This window comes from Nonomuraea sp. 10N515B (assembly GCF_052245915.1).
Lineage (GTDB): Bacteria > Actinomycetota > Actinomycetes > Streptosporangiales > Streptosporangiaceae > Nonomuraea.
In genome coordinates this window covers 80,127-95,787 of the sequence record NZ_JBQQBQ010000012.1, presented here as the reverse complement: position 1 = coordinate 95,787, position 15,661 = coordinate 80,127, and the positions used below count along the sequence as shown (strand labels likewise).

16 protein-coding genes are annotated in these 15,661 nt (G+C 69.1%); 11 read left to right on the top strand and 5 right to left on the bottom strand.

All coding sequences use genetic code 11. From position 1 onward, the window contains the following. Positions 1-13: 13 nt before the first annotated feature. Together ACTWQA_RS20000 and ACTWQA_RS19995 are read right to left on the bottom strand one after the other, a co-directional pair. Positions 14-2,026, bottom strand: a complete 2,013-nt coding sequence (locus ACTWQA_RS20000) for a transglycosylase domain-containing protein (RefSeq protein WP_443160686.1) — start codon at positions 2,024-2,026, stop codon at positions 14-16. A 207-nt stretch (positions 2,027-2,233) separates the two neighbouring features. After that, on the bottom strand, positions 2,234-2,719 hold the full coding sequence (locus ACTWQA_RS19995; protein ID WP_443160685.1) for an Lrp/AsnC family transcriptional regulator: 486 nt from the start codon (positions 2,717-2,719) through the stop codon (positions 2,234-2,236). Between the two features lie 130 nt (positions 2,720-2,849). Here ACTWQA_RS19995 and hppD point away from each other — a divergent pair, with 130 nt between their 5' ends. The 5 genes from hppD to ACTWQA_RS19970 all read left to right on the top strand — a co-directional run bounded on the left by hppD (position 2,850) and on the right by ACTWQA_RS19970 (position 7,181). Next, positions 2,850-3,932, top strand: coding sequence for a 4-hydroxyphenylpyruvate dioxygenase (gene hppD, locus ACTWQA_RS19990; RefSeq protein ID WP_443160684.1), 1,083 nt, complete (start codon positions 2,850-2,852; stop codon positions 3,930-3,932). Positions 3,933-3,966: 34 nt separating this feature from the next. After that, positions 3,967-4,407: an RDD family protein gene (locus ACTWQA_RS19985; RefSeq protein WP_443160683.1), complete on the top strand. Its 441-nt coding sequence runs from the start codon at positions 3,967-3,969 to the stop codon at positions 4,405-4,407. Between the two features lie 46 nt (positions 4,408-4,453). After that, positions 4,454-5,848 carry a M1 family metallopeptidase gene (locus tag ACTWQA_RS19980; RefSeq protein WP_443160682.1) on the top strand — a complete coding sequence of 465 codons (1,395 nt, stop codon included), beginning with the start codon at positions 4,454-4,456 and terminating at the stop codon, positions 5,846-5,848. Between the two features lie 161 nt (positions 5,849-6,009). Continuing rightward, on the top strand, positions 6,010-6,552 hold the full coding sequence (locus ACTWQA_RS19975; protein ID WP_443160681.1) for an RNA polymerase sigma factor: 543 nt from the start codon (positions 6,010-6,012) through the stop codon (positions 6,550-6,552). Continuing rightward, positions 6,549-7,181: a hypothetical protein gene (locus ACTWQA_RS19970; protein WP_443160680.1), complete on the top strand. Its 633-nt coding sequence runs from the start codon at positions 6,549-6,551 to the stop codon at positions 7,179-7,181. The genes ACTWQA_RS19975 and ACTWQA_RS19970 overlap by 4 nt, the downstream gene beginning before the upstream one ends. Positions 7,182-7,236: 55 nt before the next feature. Here the strand turns inward: ACTWQA_RS19970 and ACTWQA_RS19965 are convergent, their stop codons facing one another. Further along, complete coding sequence (locus tag ACTWQA_RS19965) at positions 7,237-8,187, bottom strand: ROK family protein (RefSeq protein ID WP_443160679.1); 951 nt, start codon at positions 8,185-8,187, stop codon at positions 7,237-7,239. 7 nt (positions 8,188-8,194) lie between these two features. Continuing rightward, the gene (locus ACTWQA_RS19960) at positions 8,195-9,370 is read right to left on the bottom strand and encodes an FIST signal transduction protein (RefSeq protein WP_443160832.1); all 1,176 of its coding nucleotides are present in this window, start codon (positions 9,368-9,370) and stop codon (positions 8,195-8,197) included. 173 nt (positions 9,371-9,543) lie between these two features. Between ACTWQA_RS19960 and ACTWQA_RS19955 the strand changes: the two genes are divergently transcribed. From ACTWQA_RS19955 to ACTWQA_RS19940, 4 genes are all read left to right on the top strand, one after another. Beyond that, positions 9,544-10,941, top strand: coding sequence for a sigma 54-interacting transcriptional regulator (locus ACTWQA_RS19955; RefSeq protein ID WP_327588767.1), 1,398 nt, complete (start codon positions 9,544-9,546; stop codon positions 10,939-10,941). A gap of 62 nt (positions 10,942-11,003) precedes the next feature. Beyond that, positions 11,004-11,747, top strand: a complete 744-nt coding sequence (locus ACTWQA_RS19950) for a hypothetical protein (RefSeq protein WP_443160678.1) — start codon at positions 11,004-11,006, stop codon at positions 11,745-11,747. A 149-nt stretch (positions 11,748-11,896) separates the two neighbouring features. Further along, on the top strand, positions 11,897-13,885 hold the full coding sequence (locus tag ACTWQA_RS19945) for a vWA domain-containing protein (RefSeq protein WP_443160831.1): 1,989 nt from the start codon (positions 11,897-11,899) through the stop codon (positions 13,883-13,885). 31 nt (positions 13,886-13,916) lie between these two features. Then, positions 13,917-14,384, top strand: a complete 468-nt coding sequence (locus ACTWQA_RS19940) for a GNAT family N-acetyltransferase (protein WP_443160677.1) — start codon at positions 13,917-13,919, stop codon at positions 14,382-14,384. Between the two features lie 138 nt (positions 14,385-14,522). Here ACTWQA_RS19940 and ACTWQA_RS19935 read toward each other — a convergent pair whose 3' ends face one another. Beyond that, positions 14,523-14,945, bottom strand: coding sequence for a DUF6292 family protein (locus ACTWQA_RS19935; RefSeq protein WP_305921022.1), 423 nt, complete (start codon positions 14,943-14,945; stop codon positions 14,523-14,525). A gap of 139 nt (positions 14,946-15,084) precedes the next feature. Between ACTWQA_RS19935 and ACTWQA_RS19930 the strand changes: the two genes are divergently transcribed. Beyond that, entirely contained in the window at positions 15,085-15,210 is a 126-nt protein-coding gene (locus ACTWQA_RS19930; RefSeq protein WP_305921023.1) for a hypothetical protein, read from the top strand. Between the two features lie 10 nt (positions 15,211-15,220). Continuing rightward, on the top strand, positions 15,221-15,661 hold the full coding sequence (locus tag ACTWQA_RS19925) for a hypothetical protein (RefSeq protein WP_443160676.1): 441 nt from the start codon (positions 15,221-15,223) through the stop codon (positions 15,659-15,661).

Here is a 15,661-nt window from a genome sequence, read left to right as displayed (position 1 = left end):
CGCCGGATGAAGGTCAGCCCGTCGGGCGGCTTCCGTTGTCGGCCGTGCCGGTGTCGGCGTCCGTGGACGGCTGCTCGGGTTGCTGTGTGACCGGTGGGGCGGTCTGCTCCGGCTGGTTGTCCTGCCGGTCGTCCGGGACCTCGGTGGCCGGCGGGTCGGTCACCGGCGCCTCGCTGAACTCGGGCTCCGGCGGGTTCGACTCGTCGGGGTTCACCGGCGGCGTGGATTCTTGCTGGGGCACGTCCCGATCGGGAACCGAGTAGTCGTAGGAGTAGCCGTAGTCGGACGGCTCGGGGAACGCCTCCACCGGCTTGCCCGCCATGGCCTCGGTCATGAACGCCCGCCAGATCTGCGCGGGCAGCGACCCGCCGAACTGCGTCCCGTACCCGGGGATCGTCACGGTCTCGTTGTCGTCGCGGAACATGTCGACCGCCACCGCCAGCTGAGGCGTGAACCCGTTGAACCACACCGACTTCGAATCGTCCGTGGTGCCCGTCTTGCCGGCCACCGGGCGGTCGTAGAGCCGGGCGGCGGTGCCGGTGCCGTATTTGACGACCTGCTGCATCGCGTACGTCGTGTCCGCCGCGGCCTGCTCGCTGACCACCTGCTTCGAGACCGGATTGACGACCACCTTGTGCCCCGTGCCGTCTGTGACCGACTTGAGCACGTGCGCCTCCATGTGCACGCCCTTGTTGGCGAAGGTGGAGAAGCCGGAGGCGTTCTGGACGGCGCTGACGGAGGACACGCCGAGCGGGAACGAGGCGGCTGCCTTCTGCTGCTCGAGTTGGTCGGCGGGGATTCCCGCCGCCTCCGCCGTCTCGGCCACCTTGTCCAGCCCGACCTTCTGCCCGAGGTCCACGAACGCCGTGTTGACGGAGTTCTGGGTGGCCCGCACGAGGTCGATCTGGCCGTACGAGCGACCGCTGTCGTTCGGGATCGGCTTGTCCGCGGAGGCCACGCGGAGCGGCGAGTTGCCGTTGACCCTGGTGGACAGGTCGAAGCCGTTGTTCAGCGCGGCGGCCAGCGTGTACGGCTTGAACGTCGATCCGGCCATCACCTCGGCGGAGAAGGCGTTGTCGTAGTCGTAGCGTTTGGGGTCGCCGCCGTAGAAGGCCACCACCTCGCCGGTCTTGGGATCGACGGCCGCGAGCCCGGTGCGCACCTTCTTCGGCGTGTTGTCCGGCAGCACGTCCTTGACCGCCCGCTCGGCCGCCGCCATGAGCTTCTTGTCGAACGTGCTGACGATCTTCAGCCCGCCGCCGTTGATGTCCTCGTCGCTGTAGCCACGCCGGTTGAGCTCGTCGGTCACCTGCTTCAGCATGTATCGGGTCTGGCCCTTGAGCTGGAACGGCTTCTTCGGCGCCGCCAGCGCCGGGAACTTCTCCGCGGCCACCTGCTGCGGCGTCAACGCCCCCGTCTGCCCCATGGCGTTGATCACCGACCGCCAGCGCGCTTCGGCCGCGGCCAGGTCGGCGCCCTGGGGATCGGCGAAGCGGCTCGGCTGCTGGATCACCGCCGCCAGGTAGGCCCCTTCGGACACGGTCAGCTCGCCGACGTCCTTGCCGAAGTAGGCGCGGGCGGCCGACTGGACGCCGTTGGCGCCGCGGCCGAAGTAGATCGTGTTGAGGTATTGCTCCAGCACCCAGTCCTTCGACTTGGACTGGTCGACCTTCATCGCGATGAGGATCTCTTTGAACTTGCGGGTGACGGAGCGCTCCTGGCTGAGGCCGCTGTAGTAGTTGCGGACGAGCTGCTGGGTGATCGTCGAGCCGCCCTGGAGCTGCTGCCCCGTGACCGTGGACCAGATGGCCCGGCCGGTGCCCTTGATCGAGACACCCGCGTCCTCGTAGAACGAGCGGTTCTCGGCCGCGATGACGGCCTGACGCACGTGCGGGGGCACCTTGGCGAGCTCGACCACCTTGCGGTCGATGCCCTGCCGGGCCAGCACGGACTTGCCGTCGCGGTAATAGATCACCGACCCCTGCGCGGTGGCCTGCTTTTGCGTGGTGTCGGGAATGGGGGTCATGGCCCACGCGACCGCGAAAAGGCCGAGCAGGAGGAGGATTCCGGTGCCGGATATGATCAGTAGAAGTCGGAGAATCCGCCGCTTTCGCATTCCGTTTCCTCCACCGCCTCGCACCCTCGACCCCCTCGTCAAGCCTCGCCCCACCCCCGCAAGCTGGGCGAATGTCAAGGGTAAACGATCGAAGATGGTGCCCGTCCCCTAGCGATACTACGGCGATCGCCGTTCCCGACGCGGAACATCGGCGACCAAAGGCATAACTCGGTAGGGAACCGGGGTGTCGAGCGCAATGATCGAATTAGTCCTGAGCACGCCCCTGACTTCGACGATCTGGTCGATGACCCGCTGTAAATCGGCATTAGTCCGGGCCACCACGCGGCAGAGCAGGTCGCTGTCGCCGGTGATCGTGTGCACCTCCAGCACCTCGGGAATGCGGGCCAGTTGATGGGCGACCGGGTCGTGGCCGGCGACCTGCCTGATCTCCATGCTGACGAACGCGGTGACGTCGTAACCGAGCGCCGCGGGCGACACCTCGGGACCGAATCCCGTGATCACCCCTCGGGCGGCCAGCCGGTCGAGCCTGGCCTGGACGGTGCCGCGCGCCACACCGAGCCGCCGCGAGCATTCCAGCACGCCCAGGCGCGGCTCGGCGGTCAGCAGGGCGAGCAGCCGGGCGTCGAGATCGTCGATCGTCATACTGCACAGAACTACCCGATATTTCGTGGGATGGCTAGGCAGATTGTGCACTCTTTGAAGTAACCCTTGCGCAACTCGTCCATGAAAATCGAGAGTTGGTGGTATGAGTGATGTATTTCCGGTTAACGGGATGGATGCCGTCGTGTTCGCCGTGGGCAACGCCAAGCAGGCGGCCCACTACTACTCGACCGCGTTCGGCATGAGGCTGGTGGCCTATAGGGGGCCCGAGACGGGCAGCCGCGACCTGGCCGCATACGTGCTGACGTCGGGCAGCGCCACGTTCGAGTTCCGGGCCTCGATCCGGCCCGGCACGGAGGTGGCGCGGCATGTCGCCGAGCACGGTGACGGGGTGATCGACCTGGCGATCCAGGTGCCCGACGTGGAGGGGGCGTACGCGCACGCGGTCGCCCACGGGGCGAAGGGGCTGGCGGAGCCGTACACGATGGAGGACGAGCACGGCAAGGTGCAGCTCGCGGCCATCGCCACGTACGGCGAGACCCGCCACACGCTGGTCGACAGAGCCAACTACGGCGGCCCCTACCTGCCCGGGTACGTCGCCGCCGAGCCGCTGGTCGCGCCGCCCGCCACCAAGAACGGCCGGCTGTTCCAGGCCGTCGACCACTGCGTCGGCAACGTCGAGCTGGGCAAGATGGACGAGTGGGTGGAGTTCTACCGCAACGTGATGGGCTTCACCAACATGGCCGAGTTCATCGGCGACGACATCGCGACGGAGTATTCGGCGCTCATGTCCAAGGTCGTGGCCGACGGCACGCGCAAGGTCAAGTTCCCGCTCAACGAGCCGGCCGTCAGCAAGCGGAAGTCGCAGATCGACGAATACCTCGAGTTCTACCGCGGCCCGGGTGTGCAGCACATCGCGCTGGCCACCAACGACATCCTGACCACGGTCGACCACATGCGGGCGGCCGGCGTGCAGTTCCTGGACACGCCGGACTCGTACTACGACGACCCCGAGCTGCGCGCGCGGATCGGGCAGGTGCGGGCGCCGATCGAGGAGCTGAAGAAGCGGAAGATCCTCGTCGACCGGGACGAGGACGGCTATCTGCTGCAGATCTTCACCAAGCCGGCGCAGGACCGGCCCACGGTCTTCTTCGAGCTGATCGAGCGGCACGGCTCACTCGGGTTCGGCAAGGGCAACTTCAAGGCGCTGTTCGAGGCCATCGAGCGCGAACAGGAACGCAGGGGCAACCTTTAGTTTGTCCCGACTTAGTGGGGGCGATCAGGACATCATGGGATCGCCACCAGGGCTGGCGGGACGCTGGCGACGGTTGTTCGCCGGCGTCCTCGACTGGCTCATCGTCAACATCATCTCGGCCCCTTTCAGCTGGACCAGCTGGAACTACGTCTGGGACGGCGCGAGAGGCGTCGGGGATCGCTATCCCGTGGAACACACCTTCCTGGCCGGGCTCGTCGCCTTCCTGTACTTCTGGCTGCTGCATTCGTTCTGGCACGGCCAGACGCTGGGCAAGAGGGTGTTCGCCATCAGAGTGGTCCCGGACACCGGCGGCAAGCTGGGCGTGGGACAGGTGGCGGTCAGGCAGGGCGTGATGACGGCGTTCGAATGGTTGTGCTGCGTCGGCCTCCTGGTCGACCTCTCCTGGATCCTCTTCGACCCCCGCAAGCAGGCGCTGCACGACAAGGCCGCCAGGACGGTCGTCGTCAATGCCTGACGCAGAGTAACATTCACGTCACGTGGCGAAGGGGGCTCGTTCGTCTATGCATGTCAACCGGCGCGGGATGGCAGTGGTGGCGGCGCTGGTCAGCGCGCTGGCCTGTGCTCCCGCCGACGAGCCGTCATCGGCGAACGACCACCTGCCGGGCGCGCCCGGCATCGGCGACACGGACTTTCCCAAGGACGGCAACGGCGGCTACGACGTCACCCACTACGCCATCGCCATCGACTACACACCCGCGAGCAAGCAGCTGGTCGGCGTGACCACCATCACGGCCGGTGCGACGCACGGCCTGTCCAGCTTCAACCTGGACCTGAGCGGGTTCACCGTGCGAAGTGTCACCGTGAACGACGCGCCGGCCACCTTCAGCCGCCAGGGTGACGAGCTGACTGTGCGGCCGGCCCGCCCGATCGACAACCACGCCACGTTCACCGTGAAGGTGTCCTACGCGGGGGTCCCGAAGCCGGCCGGGGATGGCTCCAACCTGGGCACGTACGGCTTCATGCCGACGCCGGACGGCGCGTTCGTGGCCGCCGAGCCCAACGGCGCCAAGACCTGGTTCCCGGCCAACGACCACCCCGCGGACAAGGCACCCTTCGACTTCTCGATCACCGTGCCGGCGGGGGTGACGGCCCTGGCCAACGGCGAGATGGTCGGGCAGCCCACGACGGTGGGCGGCAGGACGACCTACCGGTGGCGGGAGCGGCATCCGATGGTGACCTATCTCGCCACGGCCACGCTCGGCAAGTTCGAGCTGCGCCAGGGCAGCACGCCCGGCGGCATCCCCAACCTGGCGGCCGCCGACCCGAGGTTCACGACCTCGATCGACCGCCTCTACGCGACCTCCGCCACGATCACCGACTACTGGGCCACGGTCTTCGGGCCCTACCCGTTCGGCTCGACCGGTGGCGTGGTCGACGACTATGCCGCCGGCTACGCGCTGGAAAGCCAGACCAAGCCGCTCTACGGCGGCTTCCACCCGGACGAGACCATCATCGCGCACGAGCTGGCGCACCAGTGGTTCGGCAACAGCGTGAGCATCAAGCGGTGGAGGGACCTCTGGCTCAATGAAGGCTTCGCCACCTACGCGGAATGGCTGTGGGCCGAGCACAAGGGCACCAAGACCGCTGAGGCCACGTTCAAGGACTTCCACCGCCGCCGGGCCGGCGATCCGATCTGGAAATACCCGCCGGGGCGGGCCAGGGCCGAAGACCTGTTCAACCAGGCGGTCTACTCACGCGGCGCGATGACGCTGCATGCCCTGCGCAGGGCCGTCGGCGACCAGACGTTCTTCGCGCTGCTGAAGAGGTGGGCCGCCGACCACCGCTACGGTCATGTCACGACGGACCAGTTCATCGGGCTCGCGGAGCAGATGTCGGGCAAGGAGCTCAGCGCCCTCTTCGACGCCTGGCTCTTCCAGCCGCGCCGGCCCCAATGAGAAATCTGCAAGCGAACCGCCGCTACGGTCCTGACCAGGCACGGTGAGTAGGGCGGCGGTCTGACAAGCAGGTTTCTTATTGGGAGGCCCTCCGCGAAACGCTTTTCGTCGCTCGGTCCAAGTACCGGATGTAAGGCGAACGACGAAAGGGATTTCAGGCGATGCGCCTCAACGAAGACCCTGCGGCCTTTGAGGCCTTTTATCGCCGCCACGTGGATGCCGTGCTGAGGTTCGTGGCCCGGCGGGTGAGTGATCCTCATCTCGCCGCGGACCTGACGGCGGACATCTTCCTGGCGGCCCTGGACTCGGCTCACACCTACGTGCCCGGCCGGGGCAGCGAGATCGCATGGCTGTACGGCGTCGCGCGCAACGTCGTGTCGGCCCAGCATCGCCAAGCGGCCAGGGAGGCACGGGCCACCGGCCGGGTCGCGGGTCGCCGGCTGATGGACGACGACGATCTCGTCAGGATGGAGGAACGGATCGACGCCGAGCGCCAGATGCGCAGCGCTCTGGAGGCCATGGCCAAGCTGCCGGAGGGTGAGCGTGCCGTGCTGGAACTCGTGGCGATCGATCAGCTCACCGTCGCCGAGGTCGCCAAGGCCCTGGGCATCAGGCAGGTGACCGTGCGAGTCCGGTTACACCGGGCCAGAAAAGCCCTGTACGTCGCTTCGCCAGCACCTGTGTACGTGGAGGGACAGGCATGAGCAATTTCGAAGAGCGCCTTCTCAGTGCACTCAAGGAAGAGATCACGACGAGGACGGCGGAGGACAGGATGACGACGACGGTGACACCGGTTCAGCGCGGCTCGCGGCGGCGCTTCGCGGGGCTGTCCGCCGCGGTGGCGGGGCTCGCGGCGGCCACCACCGCGGTGGTGCTCCTGACGGGGATCGCCGGCAGCCCGGCGTACGCCGTCACCAAGGCCACGGACGGCTCGGTCGACGTGCATATCAGCGCGTTCACCGACCCCGAGGGGCTGGAGGCCGAGCTGGCCGACGCCGGCGTCAAGGCGGTCGTCGACTACCTGCCCGAGGGGCAGACCTGCAAGGAGCCCCGCGGCGAGCAGGGCAGCGTCAGCGGCCCGTTCGCAGCGAGCGTGGGTTCCGAGGGCGCCGGGATCTCCTTCAAGATCGAGAAGGGGAAGGTGCCCGCGGGCGAGACGCTCGTGCTGGCGGTGTCCAAGAGCAGGGCCGGCGATGACAAGCCACCCTTCGGCATGTCGGTGACCGTGGCGAAGGGGGCGGTCGCGGACTGCGAGCCGACCTCGATGCCCGTCCCGCCCCCCGGCACCGGGGGCAAGGACGAAGGTCCAAGCCTGCACCAGGAAACCGAGTAGCACCCGGTCCGAGCCAGGCCCGGCGACCCTCCCGAGCAGCGGGGCCGCCGGGCCTTCAGCGTCTCTCCGTCCAGTAACTCTCGCCCGCCAGGAGCAGGGCGGCGGCGCCGATCAGGCCGGCCTCCTGGCCCAGGGAGGCGGGCATGACCTTGACCCGGCGGGCGAACTCCACCCTGGCGTGCTCACGCAGCGCCTCCTCCAGCGGCCCGAACAGCGGCTTCCCCGCCTGCGACAACCCGCCACCGATCGTGACCAGGTCCAGGTCGCACAGGTGCGTGGCGGAGGCGATGGCGATGCCGAGCGCCCGCCCGGCCCTGCGCATGGCCCGCACCGCGACCGGGTCGCCGGCCCGCGCGTCGGCGGCCAGCGCCCGCGCCGTGACCGCCCGGTCCTCGTCGTACGCCCCGGATTCGGGGCTCCGGGGCGCCCAGCCCTGCTCCTGAGCCCAGGCGGTCAGGGCCGGGCCACGGGCGACGGCCTCCAGGCAGCCGTGCCCGCCGCAGCCGCACCGGGGCCCGCCCTCCGGCTCGACCACCACGTGCCCGATATGCCCGGCGTTGCCGGTGCCGCCGTTGATCAGGCGCCCGTTCAGGATCAGCCCGCCGCCCACGCCTGTGGACACCACCATGCCCAGCATGTCCGCGCTGCCCTGCCCCGCGCCCTTCCAGTGCTCGGCCACGGCCAGGCAGATGGCGTCGTTGTGGAGGCGTACCGGGAGACCGGGGAAACGCTCGGCCAGCCGGGCACGCAGGGGAAAGCCGCGCCATCCTGGCATGTTCAGCGGCGAGACCTCCCCGTCCGGCCAGGCCATGGGCCCGCCGCAGCCGACCCCGACGCCCTCGACGCCCGCCGAGAAGGGCTCGATCAGCTCGGCAAGCGTCTTCCACAGGGTCGAGGCGTCCGCGCCCTGCGGCGTGGGCACCCGCGCGGACAGCGTCACCGTCCCGTCGCCGGCCACCAGGCCGGCGGCCATCTTGGTGCCGCCGACGTCGATCGCGAGGATCACGGGCGCCTCATGGAGCACTTGCCGCGCTGGAGAAAACGAGCACGGAAGCGGTGAAGCCGTGCACGTGATTGTGCCCGGCCACGGGACCGACCTCGCCGGCGGCGAAGAACCCCGCCACGCCGATCGGCCCCAGCGTGTCGCGCAACGCGATCGGGTCGTGATCCGCCGTGCCGAACATGGCCGAGCCCCGTCCGTTGCACGAGAACAGCAGCGCCCCGTCCACCTTCCCGAACTGCTCGCGGTGGGCGTCGAGCAGGTCGTACAGGTCCTCGTCGGCGGTGGCCGCGTCACGCACCTGGAAGCGCACGGTCCTGCCGATCTCCACGATGTCCCCGATGGCGACGGCCTCGCGTTCGGGGTCGATGCCGATGACGCCGCGGATGAGGAAGTCGCCGCGTTCGTGGCGCTCGGCGTACTCGTCCATGGCCACGCCGATCTGCAGCCCGGCGGCGACCAGCTCGCGGTCGTCCTCGTCCAGCTCGCTGACGATGTCCTCCAGCCTGGCCAGCGCCGGTTGGCCGGCCAGCTCCAGCAGCAGATTGTCCTCCGACGCCGTCACTACCATGCTCGGGCCGATCGGCCGGCACCCCTGGCTGACCACGGTGCTGACCTGCAGCGGACCGCTGAGCAGCACGCCGATCGCGCCCTCGGTATAGATCCGGCCGTCGGCGAAGAGCCGTACAGAACCCCGTCCCTGCAGCCCGTTGGCCAGCCCGCCGATCAGTGGCAGCTCACCGAGCACATCGACCGAGCGCTCGACGAAGGCGTCGGTCGGGAAGGTGTACGGGTCCGCGAGCAGGATCGCCACATGGTCGTCCTGGCTGCGCTCCGGCAGCCCGACCACGACGAACTTGTCCTCGGCCGCGAGCGTCTCCAGCGCGAACGTGGTCAGCCTCGCCCCGTCCAACGTGCCCGCCCAGGCGCTCACGGCGGGCGTCAGCTCCACACCCTGCCCGTCGCCGATCACTCCTGTGGCGCTGCATCCGATCACGTGTGCTCCGGGCGCGAGCTCCATAGCGGCCTGGCCGGCCCTCGCGACGTCGTCGGGATCGTCACCGCAGATGAAGAAGCAGACCAGGTCGGCTTGGCCGCTGAGCCTCGACAGGGCCTGGCCCACGGCGTTCCGCGCGGCCTCCACCAGGTCGGAACCCACGGCGAGGCCGTCGGCGAAGTGGCTTGTCATCAAGGCCACGCGTCTCGCCTCCCCTCGACATGTCGAACGTCCCTTAGGCCCGATTCTCCCCACTAAAGGGACAAGCACGCGCACGAACCATCACGCAATAGTCAAGATCCGAAATCTCCGCCAGATGCGAAACTCTCTGCCACATTCCACGCAGGGGACGTAGTCTCGATCCCGTGCATCAGCCACAGCCACGAATTCTCCGCGAGCTGCGAGACAGCGGCCACGTCCACCGCACCGTCAAGGCCGAGGTCAGGGCAAACCTGCTGGCCAAGTTGCGGGCGGGCGAGCCGAGATTCCCCGGCATCGTCGGGTTCGACGACACGGTCCTGCCGCATCTGGAGCGGGCGCTCCTCGCCGGGCATGACCTGGTCCTCCTCGGTGAGCGCGGCCAGGGCAAGACCCGGCTCATCCGCACCGTCACCGGGTTGCTGGACGAGTGGACGCCGGTGGTCGAGGGCTGCGAGATCAACGACCATCCGTACGCGCCGGCCTGCACGCGCTGCCAGGCGCTGGCGCGCGAGCTGGGTGACGAGCTCCCGGTCGCGTGGAAGCACCGCGACGAGCGCTACGGCGAGAAGCTCGCCACGCCCGACACCTCCGTCGGAGACCTGATCGGCGACGTCGACCCGATCAAGATCGCGGAGGGGCGCACGCTCGGCGACCCCGAGACCGTCCACTACGGGCTGGTGCCGCGCACCAACCGGGGCGTCTTCTCCGTCAACGAGCTGCCCGACCTGGCCGAGCGCATCCAGGTGTCCCTGCTCAACGTCCTGGAGGAGCGCGACATCCAGGTGCGGGGCTACAACCTGCGCCTGCCCCTCGACATCCTGCTCATCGCCAGCGCCAACCCCGAGGACTACACCAACAGAGGCAGGATCATCACGCCGCTGAAGGACCGCTTCGGCGCCGAGATCCGCACCCACTATCCGCAGACGGTCGAGGACGAGCTCACGCTCATCCGCCAGGAGTCCATGCCGGACATCGGCGCCGACCTCCCCGAGCACCTGGTCGAGGTGATCGCCCGGTTCACCCGGCTGGTTCGCGAGTCCACCGCCGTGGACGCCCGGTCCGGCGTGTCCGCCCGGTTCTCGATCGCGGCCGCCGAGACCGCCTCGGCCTCCGCCGTGCGGCGGGCCGCCCTCGCGGGCGAGGAGCAGGCGGTCACGCGGGTCGTGGACCTGGCCTCCGTGGTGCACAGCCTGCGGGGCAAGGTGGAGTTCGAGGTCAGCGAGGAGGGCAGGGAGACTGAGATCCTGGCCCACTTGCTGCGCCGGGCCACGGCGGAGACGTTCAGGAACCGGTTGGGCGGCATGGACCTGTCCGCGGTGACCGACAAGTTCGCCGAGGGCAACCAGGTGGAGTCCGGCGAGCTGATCCCGGCCGGGGAGCTGCTGCATCGGATGGGTCCCGTGCCCGGCCTGGCGAAGATCATGTCCAGGCTGGGCATGGGCGCGGGCGAGGAGTCGCCCGGCCACGCCGCGGCGGCCTTGGAGTTCGCGCTGGAGGGGCTTTACCTCATGCGGCGCCTGTCCAAGGAAGACCTTGACGGAGTGACCGTCTACCGCACGTGAACTCTGGGGCTTCCTTCCGCGTCATAGTGATTAGCCGATCACTTTGATGGGGGAGACCATCCATGCGCCTGCTGGCCGGTGCCGCCATTCTTGCCCTGGGCTCTGTGGCTCTGCCCGCGGAGGCCGGCGCCACCAAGGTCGTGTACGGCTACGCGTGGGCCGACGGCAAGGGCCTCCTGCGGATCGCGCCCAAGTCGGCCACGTTCGTGAAGGGGCAGGGCGGCTTCGTGGGCTACCGGCTCACATCCGTCTCCGGCGCCAAAGAGGTGCGGATCGACTACACCAAGGCGCCGTTCGGGCGGGTCACGGTCGCGTGCGATCTCAAGGAGACCGAGGGGCGGATCGCCGTGGACGGGAAGGGGCTGGGGCGGACGGCCTGCAAGCCTGGGCATCTGGCCGCTGAATTGCAGCGTGGGGTCAAGCCGCTGCGGATCGAGTATCGGAGCGGCAAAGCCGTCAAGATCAATGAGTTCCTGGTCAGCGACTGGCCGAACGCTCGGACCGGCCGGGGGACGATCAAGCGGGTCAACGACAGCACTGTCCTGTTCGCGACCGGCGGAAGGACCCTCAAGCTGGGTTACTCGTACAGCACGGCCTTATACCGGGTCACGGCCCGCTGCCGGGACGGGTGGCTGGCCGGCGACCCGGTCAACGCCGACAGGAACGGCCTCGGCAAGAAGTCCTGCAGCGCCGCGGACCTGACCAGGGTGCTGAAGTCCCAGAAGCACCCCGTGCTGGTGCAGCTGCGCTACTCGCCCGACGTGGGCGGCATCGATGAGGTCTGGGAGATCTACGGGGACGCGTAGCGCGGCCGAACGCCTGACCCGGCCGCGTCCGGCCGAGTCGGCTGTCCACCCGACTCCGCCGGACCTCGGTCAGGCTGGACGGCTGGTCGAGCCCTGAGCTCTTCGCCTGGGGCGCGCATGGGGACATTCCGGGTTAGCGTGGTCTCGTGATGGCCTTCCGCTACGGCGAGTACCACGACGGCCCCGACCCCCTGGCCCCGCCCTACGACGTACGGGCGGCGCTGGACGAGATGGGCGATGCGATCTTGTCGGGCTCGACCCCGGTCCACGCCCTGCGCGACCTCCTCAAGCGCGGTCTCCCCGGCGCGCAAGACCGCCGCGGCCTCGACGACATGCTCAGGGAGGTCCGTCGACGCCGCCGTGACCTGCGCGAACGCGGCCGGCTCGACGGCACGCTGGAGAAGGCCCGGGCGCTGCTCGACAAGGCCATCGGCCAGGAACGGGCGGAGCTGTTCCCCGATCCCTCCGACGACGCGAGGTTCCGGGAGACCACGCTCGACGCGCTCCCCGACGACACCGCCAGCGCCATCCAGGAGCTGAGCTCGTACGACTGGCGCTCGGCCGCGGCCCGCCAGACCTTCGAAGAGCTGCGCGACCTGCTGCGCCGGGAGGTCCTCGACAGCCAGTTCAGGGGCCTGCGCGACGCGCTCGCGAACCCCGACCCAGAGGCCATGGAACGCGTCCGCCAGATGATGTCGGATTTGAACGACATGCTGGACAAGGACGCCCGCGGTCAGCACACCCAGGCGGACTTCGACGCCTTCATGGAGAAATACGGCGACCTGTTCCCCGAGAAGCCGCGCAACCTGGAGGAGCTCGTCGACATCCTGGCCCGCCGCGCCGCCGCCACGCAGCGCATGCTGGCCTCGATGACCCCGCGCCAGCGCGAGGAGCTCAGCAACCTCATCAACCAGACCCTCGACCAGGCGGGGCTCTCCGACCAGATGCGCAGGCTCGGCGAGGCGCTCTACTCCCGCCGCCCCGACCTGGCCTGGAACGCCCCCGAACGCCTCACCGGCGAGGAACCCCTGGGCATGGGCGACGCGGTCACCGCCCTGGAGGAACTGGCCGACCTCACCCAGCTGGAGACCGCCCTCCGCCAGGACTATCCGGGCGCCAGGCTGGACGACGTCGACGAGGCCGCCGTACGCCGCGCGCTCGGCCGGTCCGCGGTCGACGACCTGGAGGCGCTCAAGCGCATCGAGCGGGAGCTGGAGGAACAGGGCTACCTGCTGCGCCGCCGCGGCAAGCTGGAGCTGACCCCCAAGGCGGTGCGGCGCCTCGGCGAGACGGCGCTGCGCCGGGTGTTCTCGTCCCTGGACGCGGGCCGGCGCGGCGACCACGATCAGCACGACGCGGGTGCGGCCGGCGAGCTCACCGGCTCGTCCCGGGCATGGCGCTTCGGCGACGAGCAGCCGCTCGACGTGGTCCGCACCCTGGTCAACGGCGTGCGCCGGGGCGGCGTGCGGCGTGGAGGCGGCACCCAGACCGGACAGCGCACCGGAAACGGAGCGGCTGTGCGACTCTCCGTCGACGACTTCGAGGTCGCCGAGACCGAGCGCCGCAGCGCCGCGGCCGTCTGCCTGCTGGTCGACCTGTCGTACTCGATGGCTTTGCGCGGCACCTGGGCCGCCGCCAAGCAGACGGCTCTGGCCCTGCAGGCCCTGGTGGCCTCCAAGTTCCCGCAGGACGCGGTGCAGATCATCGGCTTCTCCAACTACGCCCGGGTCCTGCAGCCGGACGAGCTGGCCGGCCTCGACTGGGACATGGTCCAGGGCACCAACCTGCACCACGCCCTCCTGATCGCCGGCCGCCACCTGGACCGCCACCCCGACTTCGAGCCGGTGGTGCTGGTGGTCACGGACGGCGAGCCCACCGCCCACCTCATGCGCAGCGGCCGGTCGGCGTTCGAGTGGCCGCCGTCGCACGAGACGCTGGAGCTGACGCTGGCCGAGGTGGACAAGATGACCCGGCGGCGCGCCACGATCAACGTCTTCATGCTGGCGGCGGACGACCGGCTGAAGGAGTTCGTGGACGAGGTGGCCCGCAGGAACGGCGGCCGCGTGTTCTCCCCGAGCGCCGAACGCCTGGGCGAGTACGTCGTCAGCGACTTCCTCCGGCTGCGCCGCGCCCGCTGAATTGTCGGTGGGGCCCGCCAGACTCACCGGCATGAGCGACGAGGACGTACGGTTGCGAGACGTGGTCGAGACGGACCTGGAGGTGTTCCTGGCGCAGGAGCACGACCCGGAAGCCGTCCGGAGATCGAGGTTCCCGGCGCGCCCGCGGGAGCGGTTCCTGACCCACTGGCGGACCCGGGTCCTCGGCGACCCCACCAACTTCGTGCAGGCGATCCTGGTGGGCGACGAGGTGGCCGGCAACCTCGTGGCCTGGTGGGAAGGGGAGCGGCGCTTCATCGGCTACTGGATGGGCCAGGAGTTCTGGGGCCGCGGCATCGGCACCCGAGCCCTGGGCCTCTTCCTTCGCGCCGAGAAGACCCGCCCCCTCTACGCCGATCCCTTCCATGGCAACACGGCGTCGGTCCGGCTCCTGGAGCGGCACGGCTTCGAGCGCTCGGGAACGGTCTTGCACGGCGAGGACGAACACATCCTGCTCGTCCTGCACGACCCCACTCCATAGCAGCAACTATCAACTCACCCTCATAGTTAGTGATATGCCAGAGGATCACCAGCGACGAGGTTGGCCTGCGACGAACCGTGGGGGTTACGAGTGCCATCGGGTGTGGCCGCACGGCCGCAGAGCGGTGAGCGCTCCAGGTTAGGCGCCGATGAGGCGGGTGTAGAAGGTGAGGGCCACGTCGAAGCCGTCGCGGCAGTTGCGGTGGGAGCGGTAGCAGGGGCGCCAGGCCGAGCTGGCGCCGATCCCGGCGCGGGCGTCCGTCAGCGCCGACGGTACGCGCTCCGGTTTCGGGAGCAGGCCGTGGCCCAGGTAGCGGACGCCGGTCAGCTCGGTGTGGTCGCCGCGGCCGCCCGAGACGAATCCGCCCAGGCGCCAGCCGCTCTCCTCGTCCCACACCAGCGCGCTCCCGTCAGCCAGCTTGAGCGTGGCGTGACGCGGGTCGCAGGGGCCTTCCCACCAGTCCGCGACCTCGGCTCCGAGCTGGTCGACGACCTGGCGCACGTAGCTGATCGGCTGCTGCAGCCACTCGTCGGTATATGGCTCGACGTGCCTGATGGCCACGGACGGCACCCCCTTGTGCCCTAACGGTAAGAAAAACGAGACGGTGACCAACCATACCGGCACCGAACTTATTCCGTTGCCCAGGCGTCTAGTCATTCAGGACGATATTTACGTCCGGCACGGGGAAGGAGGGGAGCCCATGATTGCCACGATTCTCCTCATCGTGCTGATGGTCGTCGCGGTGGCGGCCACGGAGCTCTGCATGCTGTGCTCCGCCGAGCGTAAAGAGAGTGTCGAGCCCCCGGCCGAGATCGTCGGGGACTAGTCTCTCCGGCATGTCGTCCCTGCTTCTGTGGCTCCACATCGCCTTCGCCATCTTCACCATCGGCCCGGTGACCGCCGCGACGATGGCCGCGCCCCGCATCATCCGCAACAAGAACGTGCCCGCGCTGCAGAACATCCAGCGCATGACGAGGGTTTACAGCCTCGGCTCGATCGGCGTGTTCGTGTTCGGGCTGGCGCTCGGCGCGGTCCTCGGCAACGGAGTCCTGGGCCGGTGGTACATGACGGCCTCGATGACGTTGTTCATCGTGGCTGCCGTGATGCTCGTCATCATCGACCGCGACCTGCGCACCGCCGTACGGGTGCTGGGAAGCGAGGACACCGCTGACGACGCCAAGGTCCAGAACGGGCGGATCGCCGCCATCAGCGGACTGCTGTCCGTGATCTGGCTGGTGATCCTCTTCCTGATGCTGGTGCCCGGCCCCACCGGGTGA